The 16,584-nt window shown below is 60.5% G+C and carries 6 protein-coding genes and 2 pseudogenes; 6 read left to right on the top strand and 2 right to left on the bottom strand.

Features of this window, described 5'->3' with window-relative positions; genetic code table 11:
* Positions 1 to 1,126: 1,126 nt before the first annotated feature.
* Together CO671_RS31230 and CO671_RS31235 are read right to left on the bottom strand one after the other, a co-directional pair.
* Complete coding sequence (locus CO671_RS31230) at positions 1,127 to 3,691, bottom strand: hypothetical protein (RefSeq protein WP_245425050.1); 2,565 nt, start codon at positions 3,689 to 3,691, stop codon at positions 1,127 to 1,129.
* 965 nt (positions 3,692 to 4,656) lie between these two features.
* Positions 4,657 to 5,216, bottom strand: a pseudogene (locus tag CO671_RS31235) (transposase); the annotation flags it as partial.
* Positions 5,217 to 5,858: 642 nt separating this feature from the next.
* On the opposite strand from CO671_RS31235, the gene tssK reads away from it, so the two are divergent.
* The 6 genes and pseudogenes from tssK to CO671_RS34570 all read left to right on the top strand — a co-directional run.
* On the top strand, positions 5,859 to 7,214 hold the full coding sequence (tssK, locus tag CO671_RS31245; RefSeq protein ID WP_010069402.1) for a type VI secretion system baseplate subunit TssK: 1,356 nt from the start codon (positions 5,859 to 5,861) through the stop codon (positions 7,212 to 7,214).
* Positions 7,215 to 8,441: 1,227 nt separating this feature from the next.
* Positions 8,442 to 9,731, top strand: a complete 1,290-nt coding sequence (gene icmH / locus CO671_RS31255) for a type IVB secretion system protein IcmH/DotU (protein WP_012489524.1) — start codon at positions 8,442 to 8,444, stop codon at positions 9,729 to 9,731.
* 9 nt (positions 9,732 to 9,740) lie between these two features.
* Positions 9,741 to 13,346, top strand: coding sequence for a type VI secretion system membrane subunit TssM (gene tssM, locus CO671_RS31260; protein ID WP_029875555.1), 3,606 nt, complete (start codon positions 9,741 to 9,743; stop codon positions 13,344 to 13,346).
* Between the two features lie 296 nt (positions 13,347 to 13,642).
* A complete protein-coding gene (locus tag CO671_RS31270; RefSeq protein ID WP_012489526.1) occupies positions 13,643 to 15,259 on the top strand; it encodes a hypothetical protein in 1,617 nt (538 codons plus the stop codon).
* 143 nt (positions 15,260 to 15,402) lie between these two features.
* Positions 15,403 to 15,597 (top strand): annotated as a pseudogene (locus CO671_RS31275) (hypothetical protein); the annotation flags it as partial.
* A gap of 823 nt (positions 15,598 to 16,420) precedes the next feature.
* Positions 16,421 to 16,584 (top strand): carbamoyltransferase N-terminal domain-containing protein (locus CO671_RS34570; RefSeq protein WP_141514505.1); only part of this gene is annotated, 164 nt, incomplete at its 3' end.

The following is a 16,584-nucleotide window of genomic DNA, read 5'->3' on the forward strand; positions in this document are numbered from 1 at the left end:
GCGCGGCCGCCTCCGCGCCAGTTGCTGCATAAGGTGGATGGCGTCCTCGGCGATCGCTCTTGGGGGTGTCGGCGCGCGGACCCTCATCGAACGAGCGGCCAGCCGGCGGGTCCATCGCGCGTGCAGCGACCCGGCGTCAGTGGTAGAACGGCTCGAGCACTTCAACGGCATTATATCTCCTGCGCTCCGCCGGACCGCCGCACGAGGCATATAGGGCGACAATCTGGATGAGATCCGTATTGACCGCATGTAACGATGCTCCCCGAGATTCGCACGTTGCCTCATTCATTTTGCTCCCAGTTGGAGCGAAGGAGTGGGGTGCGGAGATGGCGGGGTTTCGCAGCGGCCGGCCTCCTTCGTGAGCGCCATTGCCGTTTTCGACGGAAGTCGAAGTTTAATAACCATCGTCGCGGTATTTACTTTTGACAATGGGTGTGATGCGGCTTTGCGTGATCTTCTAAAAAGAATCGAGTCCCGCCGCCAATCCCCCGTTCTATCGCGCACCTACCGCATCCCAACGTGACTGTCGACCCTGCTTCCATTAGTCGTGCAGGGCAACCACGCGGTCTCTCGTGCAGATCCCTGCGATTTCGAATTGACGGACACCGACCCCGTTTGACGGTCGTGGAGTGCACGCACTTAGTCACCCTAGCCGCCCGCGCACTGCAACCCCGCTGTAGCGATCCTTCTACCTCTATGCTAAAGAAAGTTTTGGAAAAACTTGCCTCGTCGCCATCGTTCGACGGCGGCCTTGGCGCCAATCTTGCGAGGAGCGGGCTGATGGTCGCAGCGGCATGCGAGCCGACATTCTGCGCTCCCGACCGTCGAAGACGAGGTCGCTCTCGGCGTGTTAGTCAGCCGGAATGCGCCGGCCGTCGTGCCCCTAAATATCGATCTCGAGCCAGGTATTGGCCTCCAGACTGAAGAAAAATTCGGCGCTCTCACATGCTCATGCAATCCCGTGGTGGACAACCAACGCACATGATGGTGCAGTTCCTAGGGAATGTGGTGATGAGTCATGAGCCGTCCTATATCACCTTGAACGCTGCCCTCCTGGCTATCCGTTTCTTCGAGGCACCCACGATTATGGCGGCATCGGCGGCGCTGAGATCGGGATGGGCCGCCTTCAGTGCGTCTGCCCACGCCCCCTTACTCTGCCCCGGCAGCACTGCCTAGCGATTTCGTCCAGCCTCGCCTGGTCCTGGGCCGACACCGTCTGGAACGCCGTCCTCACGGCGATATCGCGCCTTACGGCACCCACGACTATGGCGGCATCGGCGGCGCTGAGATCGGGATGGGCCGCCTTCAGCGCGTCCGCCCACGCCCCCTTGCTCTGCCCCGGCAGCTGCGGTGTCGCCGCCTTGATCTCGTCCAGCCTCGCCTGATCCTGGGCCGACACCGTCCGGAACGCCGCCCTCCTGGCGATATCGTCCCTAAAGGTGCCCAGGATGGTGGCGGCATCGGCGGCGCTGAGATCGGGATGGGCCGCCTTCAGCGCATCGGCCCAGGCCGCATTGCTCCCCCCCTGCCGCGGTGTTGCCGCCGCGATTTCGTCCAGCCTCGCCTGGTCCTGGGCCGACACCGTCCGGAACGCCGCCCTTTTAGCAATATCCTGCTTTATGGCACCCACGATTACGGCGGCATCGGCGGCGCTGAGATCGGGATGGGCCGCCTTCAGCGCGTCCGCCCAGGCCGCATTGCTCTGCCCCGGCAGCTGCGGTGTCTGCCTAGCGAGTTCGTCCAGCCTCGCCTGGTCCTGGGCCGACACCGTCCGGAACGCCGCCCTCCTGGCGATTTCGTCCTTTGCGGCGCCCACGATGGTGGCGGCATCGGCGGCGCTGAGATCGGGATGGGCCGCCTTCAGCGCGTCCGCCCAGGCCGCATTGCTCCGCCCCTGCCGCGGTGTCACCGCCGCGATTTCGTCCAGCCTCGCCTGGTCCTGGGCCGACACCGTCCGGAACGCTGCCCTCACGGCGATATCGTCCTTTAAGGCGCCCACGATTGTGGCGGCATCGGCGGCGCTGAGATCGGGATGGGCCGCCTTCAGCGCGTCCGCCCACGCCCCCTTGCTCTGCCTCGACTGTCGCGGTGTTTGCCTGGCGATTTCGTCCAGCCTCGCCTGGTCCTGAGCCGACACCGTCCGGAACGCCGCCCTTTTTACAATATTATGCTTTACGGAACCCACAATTATGGCGGCATCGGAGGCGCTGAGATCGGGATGGGCCGCCTTCAGCGCGTCCGCCCACGCCCCCTTGCTCTGCCCCGGCAGCCGCGGTGTCTGCCTAGCGATTTCGTCCAGCCTCGCCTGATCCTGGGCCGACACCGTCTGAAAAGCCGCCCTCCTGGCGATAACTCGCTTTACGGCGCCCACGATGGCGGCGGCATCGGCGGCGCTGAGATCGGGATGGGCCGCCTTCAGTGCGTCCGCCCACGCCCCCTTGCTCTGCCCCTGTAGCTGCGGTGTCTGCCTGGCGATTTCGTCCAGCCTCGCGTGGTCCTGGGCCGACACCGTCTGGAACGCTGTCCTTTTAGCAATATCCTGCTTTACGGCATTCACGATTATGGCGGCATCGGCGGCGCTGAGATCGGGATGGGCCGCCTTCAGCGCGTCCGCCCACGCCCCCTTGCTCTGCCCCGGCAGCCGCGGTGTCACCGCCGCGATTTCGTCCAGTCTCGCCTGGTCCTGGGCCGACACCGTCTGGAACGCGGCCCTTTTAGCAATATCCTGCTTTACGGCACCCACGATTATGGCGGCATCGGCGGCGCTGAGATCGGGATGGGCCGCCTTCAGCGCGTCCGCCCACGCCCCCTTGCTCTGCCCCGGTAGCTGCGGTGTCTGCCTGGCGATTTCGTCCAGCCTCGCCTGGTCCTGGGCCGACACCGTCCGGAACGCCGTCCTCCTTGCAATATCGTCCTTAAAAGAGCCCACGGTTATGGCGGCATCGGCGGCGCTGAGATCGGGATGGGCCGCCTTCAGCGCGTCCGCCCACGCCCCCTTGCTCTGCCCCGACAGCTGCGGTGTCGCCGCCTTGATCTCGTCAAGCCTCGCCCGGTCCTGGGCCGACACCGTTCGATACGCCGCCCTCCTGGCGATAACCCGCTTTACGACGCCCACGATTACGGCGGCATCGGCGGCGCTGAGATTGGGATGGGCCGCCTTCAGCGCGTCCGCCCACGCCCCCTTGCTCTGCCTCGACTGCCGCGGTGTCTGCCTGGCGATTTCGTCCAGCCTCGTCTGGTCCTGGGCCGACACCGTCCGGAACGCCGCTCGATTGACGAGATCGCCCGTTGAGGCCCCCACGATTATGCCGGCATTCGCGGCGCTGAGATCAGGCGCCAACGCCAGCGGCCTTTGAGCATATAACGTCTGCCTGCGGCTGGGCCTGGGATCTGCGTCCTTCTCAGTAGTCCGCCTCTTGCGCCCGCCACCGGTCGGATCGCTGGGCTCCGCGGGCACCTCGGACATGGCCGAATGCTCCTCTCTTCCACCCGGCACCTCGGTGGGCCCGGCAACCGCTGAGGCTTCTAAATTCCCAAGGCCATGCAGCCCCCCGCGCTGAGGGCCAGTCTCCAGCGGCTGGCCCTCGACGAGGTGAATAGTGCGATCGGCATTATTGTATTCATCTGTTGTCCTCGTGAGGTTGAACGCGGTCTCTGCCGGGACGACCGGAACTCTCGTCAGTTCCGTCATGTCAGCCATCATTTGCGGGGTTTGTTCTTCAGGGCTTTGAAGCTCGGTCGGCGGGCTTGGCTGGTCGACGCTTAGCCTTTCCACGTAACGCAATACCGAATTCTCTTGCCAGATGTCGTCCGAATTGAAGTTGTCGGCCACTTGATCGACACGCGCCACTGAAGACTGCGCTCTTTGATCCGCTGGGTGCCGGCCCTCATCCGGCCGCGAAGAGCCCTGCCCCTTAGTCCGAGGGTCCCTGTCAACCATGCTCACCCCCCTGGGATATGGCCTTCAGGAAACAAGGGGTCAGCTGTCGGGCACCGACTGCTGACGGAAGGTCAGAATTTATCAGGGGCTCAAGCGACTTAACCAGAGTGCAAGGGGCGCGACTGCGACCATCGACCGCTCCAGCTTGCCGAGCCTCGTTCGGACGCCGCTCAATCACCGTGGGTCCCGTTTTTTGCTGTTGTGGCATGGGGCGGCTCTGCGGAATCGAGCTCAGGTGACGGGAGGCCGGCAGATCCCGAAGACATGGCCAGGCCGTTGATAACTGGTAGCGTAAACGCATCATTGCAGCAGAACCTCAAAAACCACGGAGAAGAGCCCGCGATTCAAACTAGCGCAGTCCCGGTATTGGATTGCATGCACAGGTGATATGCTCGCATCCGGTTAGTGAGCGGCTATGGCGCAGCTCCTGCGTGAACCCATAACGACAGCGGCGATCCTTCGAGAGATGCAGCGACGACCCGTTCTCCAGACCGGAGGTCCGTGCTTGATGTGGCGATCGGCACGGATTGCTATCAACGCTGACGGCCGCCGGTGCCGCGCAAGCCGGTTACGACGAAACATCGACATGATCTCTTCTATGGTGGGATTGGCCCAACGATACCAGGGTAGTGGCAACTGTCGCCAATTGCGGCGCCAGTGAGGTCGGCCTTCGTCTTCGAACTCCTTGCTGGCTTCCGCTAAACAACGCGGCCTTATCACAAAAGGCTGGGAGATTTAACGATGATCCCGGCATCCGGACTTCTGCGCATTGCCGGCCGGTAATAGCGCGAAAGACTTGCAGCAATCGCAGCGCCGGCGGCACCCGTGACTAGTATCCGCACTGCCTGGCCCGTAACAATGCGCTGTGACCAGCGGAAGCCGATCTCGTGGAAAGACAAGGCATGCTGCGGGCTGATATGATGAAAGACGCCGGCAATGGTGCGGCGGACCCGGGACTTGAAACCTCCCACCGAGTGGACGGCGACTTGGACGAATTCGCGGCTCGAATGCTTTACGTTCTCATGCGTAGCAAAGCTCTTGCCAATCGCCATGAACGCCTCACCGCCCATCAGGCAGGTTGCGGTTCGATCCCTTTCGCCGTCGCGCGCCCTGCATGTATCGAAAGGCCTTTTCGGCCCCGTCCAGGCGGTAGACCGTCCGGATCCATTCTCGGTCGCTCACCGAGATGAAAACGGTCGATCTCCACCGTGCCATCTTGCATGTGCTCGCGCGCCAACATGAGGCGCAGCGCATATCCCATTCGCTAGCTATTGGGCATCACCAAATGTGGAAATGCCTATCTTCGCCGCATGAATGATCCATGCCGCCAGGGCTGCTATCCCGCACCTGGCGCGAACCGGGACTGCAACCGGTTCGTGGATCGTGTCCAGGAGGTGGTTGTCTAATCGCTAAACTGGTCGTCAAGGTGCTTTAGGGGCGGCGGCGCGTGAAGACGATGTTGGCGGCGGCACTGCCTCAGCGTATTCAGGAACATTTTCGACGAGGCAATGCGCATCACGTGTCACCTTGCCTGTTGCGCTGCTCTTTTGGCCCCGTACTTGCGGCGCCGGGTCTCAAGGCTTCCGGGCGGTCATTTGCGAGATTCATCCCGTACGAGTGACAGGACAGGCGAATTGGCGCGTTGTAGGTCAGTGTGAACATGAACGACCAATAAGGCTCTGAGGGCAACGGGCTACTGAGCGACAGTCTAGATGAGACCCCTTGCTTGTCGCGCTGCAAGGGGGCTCATGACCAATCCTGATGAGCTTCGGCGCTTGCATATCTGAGCTGTCCCGACACGCGATGCCCTTCTACCAGCGCATTGTTGGATATCAGATGTGCATGCAAGGGGGCAGTGAAGCTCTGCTACTTTTACGGAGAAAGCCGTTCTGTCAGGTGGACGCGAGGCGAGTCTTGAATGTCGTGGAATAATAGGGTCGTCTGGTCGGAGGGCTTGTTCCTCCGCCCGCAGCATTTTCAGCAGGCCGATCGTCACGTCGAACAGCTGGTGCGCAGCAGGACGGCGGTTTTGCATGGGTACGGGTGGGGTATCAGCGAGCTGCGGCTCAATCGAGAGCTGCTTGGTCTCGGTAAGATCGCCATCGAAGCGGCTCGCGGCGTCTTGGAGGACGGGATGCCCTTCAGTATTCCTGACGAAGCCAACCAGCCAACTCCCTACGACGTTCCGCCGGATTTTCGAGATTCGCTTATTCACTTGGCGGTACCGTTTTATCAACCCGGCGCTCTTGAAACCGACGCGCAAGCGGGAATTGACGTACCTATCCGCTTCGCAGTCTCCACTGAGGATGTTGTCGACACCAACGCTGGCGAGCGAGGCAGCGCCTCCATCGACGTAGCGAGGCTGGATTTTCGACTGCTGCCGGACGCGGCAGACCGGTCTGGCTACACTTGCATCCCAATCGCCCGTATCATAGAGGTCCGGGCCGACCGACAGATCATTCTGGACGAAACGCACGTGCCGCCAACCCCCGACTGCGCCAGCTCCCGGGTCCTCTCGAACTACATCACTGAGATCACCGGCCTGCTTCACCATCGTGGTGAAGCTCTGGCCACTCGGGTCTCCCAGTCGGGAACGAACCGGGTTGCAGAGCTCGCGGACTTCCTTCTGCTGCAGGCGATCAATCGGTACGAGCCGTACTTCTGCCACCTATCCAAGGCCGCCGTTGTAAATCCGGAATCGCTGTATGTTCTCATGCTCCAGTTGGCGGGTGAACTAGCCACGTTCGCCCGCGTCGATAAACGTGCCCCGACCCTTGGTGTTTACAAGCACGACTCTCTCGCGGAGGCGTTTTTGCCAGTGATGCAGTCGATCCGGGCTTCGCTGGGTGCAGTGATTGAGCAGACTGCGGTCCCCGTACCGCTGCAGCGGCAAAAATACGGTGTCCATGTGGCCGAGGTGGCCGACCGCTCTCTCTTTACGACCTCGAGCTTCGTGCTGGCTGCTCGGGCTGATATTGAGGTCGAGCGCCTCCGGCGCGAGTTCCCGTCTCAGATTAAGATCGGCCCGGCGGAGAAAATCACGGAACTCGTCAATGTCGCACTGCCCGGCATTATCATCAATCCCCTACCGGTCGCGCCGCGTCAGATCCCGTTCCATGTTGGATTCAGCTATTTCGAGATCGATCAAAATAGCCGCTTCTGGAAGGATATGCCCCAATCCGCCGGCTTGGCGCTGCACGTTGCTGGCGACTTCCCAAATCTCGAAATGGCTCTCTGGGCCATCCGAGCCGGACAGAACCCACATTTGAGTTAGCCCACCAATGCCCCTCACGCTACGTGTACACAGCAATAGATGTAGTTTTCCGGAATATCTCGTGCCGGGCGACGCGGCTGGTGGACTGACTACCAGCCGAGCAGGCAACAGCCTGGTTCTGCCGGATGATCAGCAGATGGTCTCGAAATCCCACTGCTCAATCGAGTGCATGGCACGGCGATACGTACTGATCGACCGAGGCCGCGACGACACATGTCAAAATGACGAGGCGATGCCGCTTCCGTCAGAGGCGCCGGTCGCCCGGAAAACCAGCGATGTTATTCAGATCGGCGCCTATATGACCGATGTCGTCGCGGTGTCGCCTTCGATATCCATTGCGGAGAGTGCCGCCGAACCGGAGGGACAACTTGCAGCGACAAGTGAGGAGTTGAGTCTTCTTGGCCCCCTCGAAACGGCCTCGTCGCTCCTGGCGGGCAATTGCACCCGGGGTGAAGAAGCGCTGCTGGACCTGAGGGACGGCGAGTTCCTACCATTGCCGTTCTTAGGCACTCGTTTAGACGCGCTGGCGGGCATGATGAGAAGTCCGTGGGATATCTACGCAGACAGTGTGCCAGATCGGGCCCCCATCTTGACGCAACCCAAGGTGGAGCAATCATCTCGCCAAGAATCATCGAGCGGCGGTCACGGCTTTCCTTGCCGCCTGCGGCTTATCATTGGCAGATGTCCGGAATGCCGGCATCGTAAGCGTGCTGGATCGTGCAGGGAAAATGCTTCTGTATTCCGCCGCGCTGCACAGCATACTCTCCGAGCGAGAGCTGGCGAACAATTATTCAGAAATAAGAGTTCCGACGAAAAAACCCTGAGTCTCGTTCCCGATGTCGGTGAGGCGTTGCGCGCAGTTCTGTGCAATGACTCCAGCGGGTCCCTCCGCGGAGACCCGGCCGTTGAGCAAGCCTTCACCGACCGTGGGACGCATGACGTGTCATTCGCGGCTGTGCAGAAGGCTCTGTCCAGCGTCCGTGCACGCTTGTCCCTAGCAGGGATCGAGAAGGCGATGGGGCGGCCCCGTTCCCTTTTGCACCGCAACCATAAGGCGCGAAACCGGAGTGCGTACGTGCGCGTCTTCAATGACGTCGTATCGAGCATCGAAACCGATTTGCTCCGGAGCTTCGGCGCCGACTTCGCGCGCCCAGTGCGAGAGCGTAGTCGACCCGCCCGCCGATCCCACGATGAGAGCGTCCGCTCCGAAGGGAAGTGGGCGGGTTGATGATGGTGATTGAGGAAACGATGCCAAAATCCCAGCCACTCGTCCTCCTTCACGCCGAGGAGCAGTTGGCTGTCCCTTCGCCGTCATCGCCAGTGGCGGACGAACTTACCTGGGAGATGCTTGCGCTCGACCGACTTAATCCACTGGTCGCGGCCGCGGCGGCGCTGCTGGGTCTCAGCGCTCAGCTCAAGAGCAGTGCTAGCCATATCGACGTTGAAGCACTGCGCCTTAGGGTGCTGCGGGAGATCGATGCTTTTGAGCGTCGGATCACGCCGCTCGGATTGCCCTCGCGAGCGATCAAGGTCTGCAAATACGCCCTCTGCGCGACCATCGATGACATCGTTCTGAACACAGCCTGGGGCAGCAACAGCGTCTGGACGACGCGCAGCTTGGTGGGATCGCTGTTCAGCGATACCTGGGGCGGCGAGCGCTTCTTCGATCTGCTGACGCAATTGAAAAATGAACCGGCCATCAATATAGAACTGCTGGAGCTGCTCTACTACTGCATGAGGTTGGGCTTCGAAGGCCGCTACCGCGTCACTGCGGGAGGAGCCGCAGAGCTCAGTGTGCTGTGCGAAGACGTCTACCGCCTGATCCGAGCAGCCCGTGGTGACTTCGAGCGCGAACTATCCCCGCACTGGCGGAGGAACTCAAATAATCCGAAGCCACGCCGCACAATCGTTCCAATCTGGGCCGTCGTAGCGTTTGGGGCAGGATTACTCCTCTCGATCTATACCGGACTCCTGCATGCATTAAATGCCCGCGCCGACGCTGTCTTCAACGATATCGCGACATTGCCGCCGAACGGCGTTGTCAGATCGGCGAGAATCGCATTGCCACCAAAGGTTGTTATGAGCAGCGACCGACTGCGTAACTTCCTCGAGCCCGAAATCCGCGAAGGGCTTGTCACTGTGTCCGAGGACCCACAGCAGATCGTCGTTATCATTCGCGCCTCCGGGATGTTCGATTCTGCTAGTCCGGAAGTGAAGAAAATGTTCCTGCCGCTTCTTTTACGAATTGGTCGTTCTCTGAACGGTGAGTCGGGATCGGTCCTCCTGACCGGGCACACCGACGCCATTCCGGTGCAATCACTCGCCTTCCCTTCAAACGATTCCCTTTCGCTCGCGCGTGCGAGCGCAGCTGCCGAGATTATCAAATCCATGATGGATGACCCAGGCCGCGTGCGAGAAGAGGGCAGAGGGAGCGGAGAACCGGTCGCTTCGAACCACACGCCCGAGGGCCGCGCGCGGAACCGTCGGATTCAAATCATCATCACAAAGACACAATGAAGACAAGCCATGCAGTCAATCAAGAAAGCGCTTAGGTGGCAATGGCTCCGTGTCGGCGGGGCGGCGATCGTATGTGCCTTAATCTTCACGCTCGGACCGCATATCTCGGTCGGAGGATTTGCGCCGCTTGACAGCCTTCGCAGCCAGATCGCGGCATCGATGCTGATTCCGGTCGGATACACCGTGATCTACTTGATCCAGTCCCAGCTTTACAAGGTTCAGGCCTATTTTGAAGACCTCGTCCAATCACGAGTGTCGGGAGCGCTGGACGCGGGTGGGGCCGAGCAGAAGAAGGGAGACCCAAGGCCTTCCGACCGAAGTGTGGGGCAAGCCAGCACGCTTGCTGAAAGAGAGCTGGAGGCGATTCGTCATCGTTTCCGCGAGACCCTTACCACACTCAAGGGGCGCCGCTACGCAGGAGGTATCAGCAGGCGGTGGCTCTATCAGCGGCCCTGGTATGTGATGATCGGTCCGCCCAACTCGGGGAAGACCACAGCAATAGTCAATTCCGGGCTCAGCTTTCCGATGGCGGCGAGGTCCGGTCTGAGAGCCGCCGGTGGGTTAGCGGGTACGGAAAACTGCGACTGGTGGATCACCGATGACGCGGTGTTCGTCGACACTGCTGGGCGCTACACGATACAGGAGGGTGATGCAGACCGGGACAAAGCGGTTTGGCGTGGCTTGCTTCGTATGCTCAGACGCTCCCGGCCACGGCAGCCGCTGAACGGTGCCTTAGTCACGATCGCAATCAGCGAGCTGAATTCTACATCCGAGGAAGTGCTCGCCGATCGCGCGCGCTGTATCCGTGAGCGGCTCCTCGAAGTGTACAGGGAGCTTCGCCTGCAACTGCCGATTTATGTGCTTTTCACTAAGAGCGATCTGCTGGCGGGATTTGTTGAATTCTTCGACGATCTGGGTCGCGAGGGGCGGGAGGCGGTGTGGGGGTTCACCTTTGCGCAAGAGGCGTCGGAGGACGAAGGCGATCCGATGGCGTTTGCCGCAGCATACGATGCGCTTGTTGGCCGCCTAAACGAAAGGCTGCTTGAACGAATGCAGCACGAAAGCAACCTCCAGCGTCGTGCGCTCATGTTCGGCTTCCCACAGCAGGTCGCTAGCCTCAAGCACCTGACGCAACAGTTCTTGAAGGAAGCCTTTGGCGGGAATTCGTTCCAGGAACCGCTTATGCTCCGCGGCGTCTACTTCTTAAGCGGCACGCAAATTGGCATGCCCTTCGATCGAGTTGCGAACGCCAGATCTCAGACCTTCGAGATCGCTCAGCCGCCCTGTACAGCGCTTCGTGGCCCGGGCCGTAATTATTTCATCAGCCGGCTGCTGCGCGAAGTCGTTTTCGCCGAAGCTGGGCTCGTCGATGCCAATCACCGCTTCGATCGGCGCCAGCGGCGGATCCGGTATGGCGCCTACACGACGATAGCGGCGGTCATTGTTACCGCCAGCGTCTTATGGACGTTCAGCTATATTCGGAATGTTCAGCTGATCGAGAGCGTTCGCCTAATGGCTGGCAGCTATGCCAGAGGGGCTGAAAAGCTGAAGCTCGACCGGGTTGAGAGTGGCGATCTTCGACCCATCCTGCCACTGCTTCAGCGGCTGCGTGATGCCAACGGCGACAGCGCGGGCGGCCGCCTATCAAGTTCGGGTCTCGACCAGAGTAAGAAAATCAAGGTTCAGACGCTCGCGGCGTACCGCCGCGCCGTGAACACCATCCTGCTGCCGCGGCTGATGTTCCGGTTGGAAACCTTATTGGTCGAGCGGCACGACGATGATCAGTTCGTCTACCAGGCGTTAAAGGTTTACCTGATGCTGGGTCAGCAGGGTCCGCTCCAGCGCGCGGTCGTCAAAAACTGGATGGCTGCCGACTGGCGAGTGATGTTTCCGGCCGAAGCCGATGCCGGCCTGCGCAGCGCGCTCGCTGATCACCTGGATGCACTCATGGAAGGGCCGCTGCCCCATAGTGAGCTTAATGGCGAACTGATCGAGAGGAGCCGCGCGAAGCTCCAGACCGTCTCGATGGCGCGCCGCGTCCTCGACATCATCGCGACCAGTCCCGAAGCCTCGCGGGCGCCAACCTGGCGTCTGGCCGACCATGCCGGGCCGCTGGCGCAGGGCGTCCTGGCTCGCAAATCGGGACAGCCGCTCAGCGAGGGGGTTCCTGGCATCTACACGAGGGCGGGGTTTTACGGAACCTTCCTGCGATTGCTGCCGCAAGTGGCTGACGCTGTCGCTGCAGAAGGCTGGGTTCTCGACTCACAGGTAGTCGCGCCGATTGCAGCCGGTGATGTGAGCCAGAAGCTGCGGCGTTCGGCGGCGGATCTCTACGCTCAGGAGTTCGCGTTGCGCTGGGACCAGCTCATTGGCGATATGTCCATCCGCCCGTCTGGGGGTATCGATGACGCGCTGCGCACCTTGAACACGCTGTCCGCGCCGACGTCACCAATGCGCCTGTTCCTTTTCGCGGCGGCGCAGGAGCTAAAGCTCAAGCAACCACCGGCTCCCGAGGACGGCTTGACGAAAGGTGACAGTGTCCCCCAGGGCGAGGTGTTGCCAAGCGAGCTCGAGGCACTGTTCCGGTCTCAACCGGCCGCGGACACGCCTGAAGCTCACGTCCAGCTCTATATGGGCGATCATTTCCGGTGGCTGCACCAGCTGGTCGAAGTGCCGTCGAACAGCCAAGCGGGCGCGCAGGCGCCGATCGACAGTGCTCTCCGGGATCTCGGCGAACTGTATCGCTCCCTCAGCCAGGCGCAGGGGCTGGCGGGTTCGAACATCTTGGAACACAACGGGCAGGCGGGCGTCGCCATCCAACAGATCGAGGCGGGGGCGGCCGATCTGCCCGAACCCATCCGGCAATGGATCCTCGGCCTCAGCCGCCACAGCTCGGACCTAACCGTCAGCGGCATGAGGCGCGGGTTGGCGAGCGGTTGGGCGGGCGGCCCCGGCGATTTGTGCCGACGGGCTACCGAAGGACGGTATCCCTTCGCGAGCGGATCCCGCCGGGATATCCCTTTGAGCGATTTCGCCCGGCTGTTCGGCCGCAAGGCGGAGATCGACACTTTCTTCGCCGAGAACCTTTCCCCATTCGTCGACAAATCCAAAGGTTCGTGGCAGTTTCGGCCAACGAGCGGTGTCGATTTCCCTATCGGCCGCAATACCTTGGCCCAGTTCCAACGGGCAGCCACGATCCGCGACACCATGTTCGATGATGCCGGCCAGGTGTCAGTTGGATTCCTGCTCACCGTCGCCGAGACCGATCCGTTGACAGACCAGGTGGTGGTAGACATCGACGGCCAGCGCCTCGAACATCGACGAGGAACGGCCGCCGCGGCCATGCATTTCCATTGGCCTACGGCCGGCGGCGTCGGCGGCGCTTCCGTCGCTTTCATCGGTTTTCAAGGCGCCACCCTCTCCAGGAGCGGCCATTGGGCGCTGTTTCGCCTCTTAAATGAGGCGGATAAGCAGCCATTGGGAGGAGGGGACCTTATTCAGGTACGACTGGTGTCCGGTCGCCATTGGGCGGTTTTTAACCTCCAGCCTGACAGCGTGATGAGCCCGTTGTCCCGCAATCTGCTGTCAGAATTCCGATGTCCAGATTTCTTATGAACGCCGGGATAGCATCCGACTGGCGCTGGGAAAGCCCTATGGGGTCACGAGACGCCCACGCAGGTCTGCGGCGGGAGAGGTCGGCATGTCGGTTGCCGGCCGGATCGGAGGCGGTCACGGCTGCGACTGGCGGCGATCGTCGCTTGATCTCGGCGCGCCGCTTTCCCGCTCGACTAGACCGCTGGAGAGCGCGGTCACCTCCATCAGGCAGATCTTCGGGAAGTTGGGTGATCAGATCCTGTCCCACCCTATCAACCGACGTACACTGATCTAGAACAGGAAACTGGAGAGATATAATGGCCGGAATGAAGCACAATAGGACAAGAGCGAAGAAATTTCTGCAGTTGATCGACCAGACGAAGAACAGAGCGGATTTGGAGTTCTGCTTTGCGGTCGGCACGGTTGGCGATCTGCGGAAGCCTGCTGTCCTGGTGAGTAAGAAAAAGCTCAATGGATTGGCACAAACTTTGAAAAACATGCCTTTTGAAGATGATGAGGATAGTAGTAAGGAGAACTTTTCGCTTCTGCGGAGAGGCACGGGCAGGATGAACGAAAACGGCGTTATCCTCGTCAAGTTGGCTGATGGTGGAAAGGCCGGGTTCCCGCAGGTCCAAAAGGTGATGAAGAAGTATTTCGTGAACTTCCGCATGAGGTTGCCTGACATGCAGGAAGCAGGAATCTTAACTGAAGAAGACATTCAGCAGTTTGAGATGAACGCCGAGGAGAACTCCCAATTTCTTCCACCCGACGACTCTGAAGAATTCAATCGGCCGATGACGGCGCTCGATAGCGCGGAAGGGAACTCTGCAGGGAGTGTTGAAGAAACTGAAGAGAGAAGCAAGCGTGAAGGCGGGGCTGAGCTCCTGGAGCAGCTTCTCCCGGAAGTGAAGGAGGGCATTGCCGCCGCGGCCGCGACCATTTCCAATCACGCAGTAAGTCTCAGCGCGCAAATTGGCGCGGGACAGACCGCAGAGTTGTCCCATCTGACCACGAAGATCGCGGATTGGCTGCAACGTGTGCTGGCTGCGACGCCTCCGGAAGAGCAGGAGGCAACGCTGCACAACTTCGCCGGCCGACTTCTGTTGATGCTGGCCTATCCTGAGAATCTGCGAAATCTTCAATATGTGGATGACATGCCCGATGGGGCGGGGCAGGGCGAGACAAACGGCGACCGCCGCGAAGAGGTCGTGGTGAATGGGATCGATCTGAACAGAGTTCCAACGGGCGCTCTCGATCAAGACGAGGTAGTAGAGTCCTTGTTCCGTCTGATCAAGGCAAAGGCTCAGGAGCGACAGCTTTCTTATCCGCTAGAGAACGCGAATTCTGAGAGGATTGCGAAGATAGTGTCGTCGCAATGGCCGAAGGAACTAGGCGATGCAGCCCGTAGGCGCGCGGTTGTGGAGCGTCTGATCGCAGCGGTGGTCCCGCGGCTCGGTAACGATGATCAACTTCTGGTCCTTCTTGGCATCGCAGACCAGCCCGAAAGGACCAAATCCATCGAGAACTCGGTCGAAAGTATCATAGCTATATGGCAGGCTCATCTCGACACTGCCTTGACGCTGCGGGATGAGGTAAAGAGCAAGATCAACCAGATGGTCGATGTGGAAGCCCGCGGCGGAACGTGGAGGTATGTCGACGACATCTTCCTGCAGTTCGGAGGAGAGCTTTCAGATCAGCTCTCCGCCATCACCGAACGCAACGGTGAGGCACTGTCGAGCGCGACCGAGCGTGTCCGAACCACAGTCCAGAAGAAGCTCGATTATCTCAACGGCAGCGACATTGTAGCCATGCTTGACAATCCTCCAATCGACATCGGTCCGGGCACTATAGGGCAGACGCTGCGGGAAGGGCTCGCGGCCATCACCGATGGACTGAAGCGCATCGAAACCTCGCGCGCCGCGCCCGCCGCGTAATAATCGCCTGTCTCGATGCCGGCCGACCCACCGGAAGGCCGGGCGAGCAGGCCATCAACGGCCTCATCAGCGACGGAAGGAGTTCCGCCGCTCAGGTGGGTCAGCGAAGCGGTGAAGGAGCGGCGCACCAACAGAGGCTCTTCTTCATCGGCTGCCGCTTCAACGACCAGATGCTGCGCACCTACGCCCGACGGATCATGACGCGATCCAACGCACCACGTTTTGCGGTGCTGGATGCGGCAGCGCCGACCAACAACCAACGCCGTTTCCTTGCAGCAAGCCCGATCACGCTTATCGACGTGCCGACTGGCGAAGCTGCGGCTAGGTTTATCGGCTGAAAACCAGAGTAGAGAAGGAGTGTTGCGGGTACGACGATACACGAGGATTTCGGAGGTCGGTCGTCGGCACCGACGTCGGAGGCGGATTTGCCGTAAACGTTGATCATCACGGCCGCTGTTTGAAAGTGCCGCTCGCCTTGCTATGAATCCACCCATTCCTTTTTGCACGCATTCCATCCACAAAAACGATTTTACTGCTCAAAACGATTGCCCTTAGAAAACGCTGAAGAGCGCTGTGTAGATTATGTGGAGTTCTAAAAAAATGGGTCCTCAGGTGCGGAGACGATGCTGGAAATTCGACCTGGAGCCCTCTGTCAGTTGCCTGGCCTCGATTGTTATCTTACGCTGGTCGTGATCGGGCAGAATCTTCACCGTTGCTTCTCCCGTTTCAGTGCTGATAGGGCTCTCACAAGAAGCACTGTTCCCTGGTCGACTAACCTGTGAGTGCATCTCCCACAATCACTAGAAGCCAGAGCAGGCGCGCTCGCAGCCGCGAGGACTTGGTCTGCGCCTTTTGCAGGGCCACCAAACCTCGTGATGTTTTCTTGCGGCTGTCGGGCCGAAATATGAAGGATTGAGTGATGTGGATAGGTTAGGCAGTTCTGCTGCAAGCGCTTCGGCCCGGGTTTCTGTGCGGCGTCGCAACAATGATCAAGAAGGTTGCGCAGGATCGGTTGTCGGCAATGTCGCCGCGCCGGTCACTAATGGTATCGGCTTCGACCCCGTGAGCTCTAGCTGCACTGTCAAGCGCCACCCTATGAAACTACGAAGGCCGGTGGCCAGGCCAGAGCGACCTACCTTCCGAAACGAACTGGAGAGCAACATGCTGTGTCTAGGGCTCAGTGGCGGTCTAAGCAAAGATTACGAAAATTCGTCCGATCTACCGAGCACCTTTATGCACGATGGGGCTGCGGTTCCCGTTCGCGACGGGCGAGTGATAGCGGCGGTCGAGGAGGAGCGCCTTAACCGGATCAAGCACTCCAACAA

The sequence above is a fragment of the Rhizobium sp. M10 genome (assembly GCF_002531955.1).
Lineage (GTDB): Bacteria > Pseudomonadota > Alphaproteobacteria > Rhizobiales > Rhizobiaceae > Rhizobium > Rhizobium etli_C.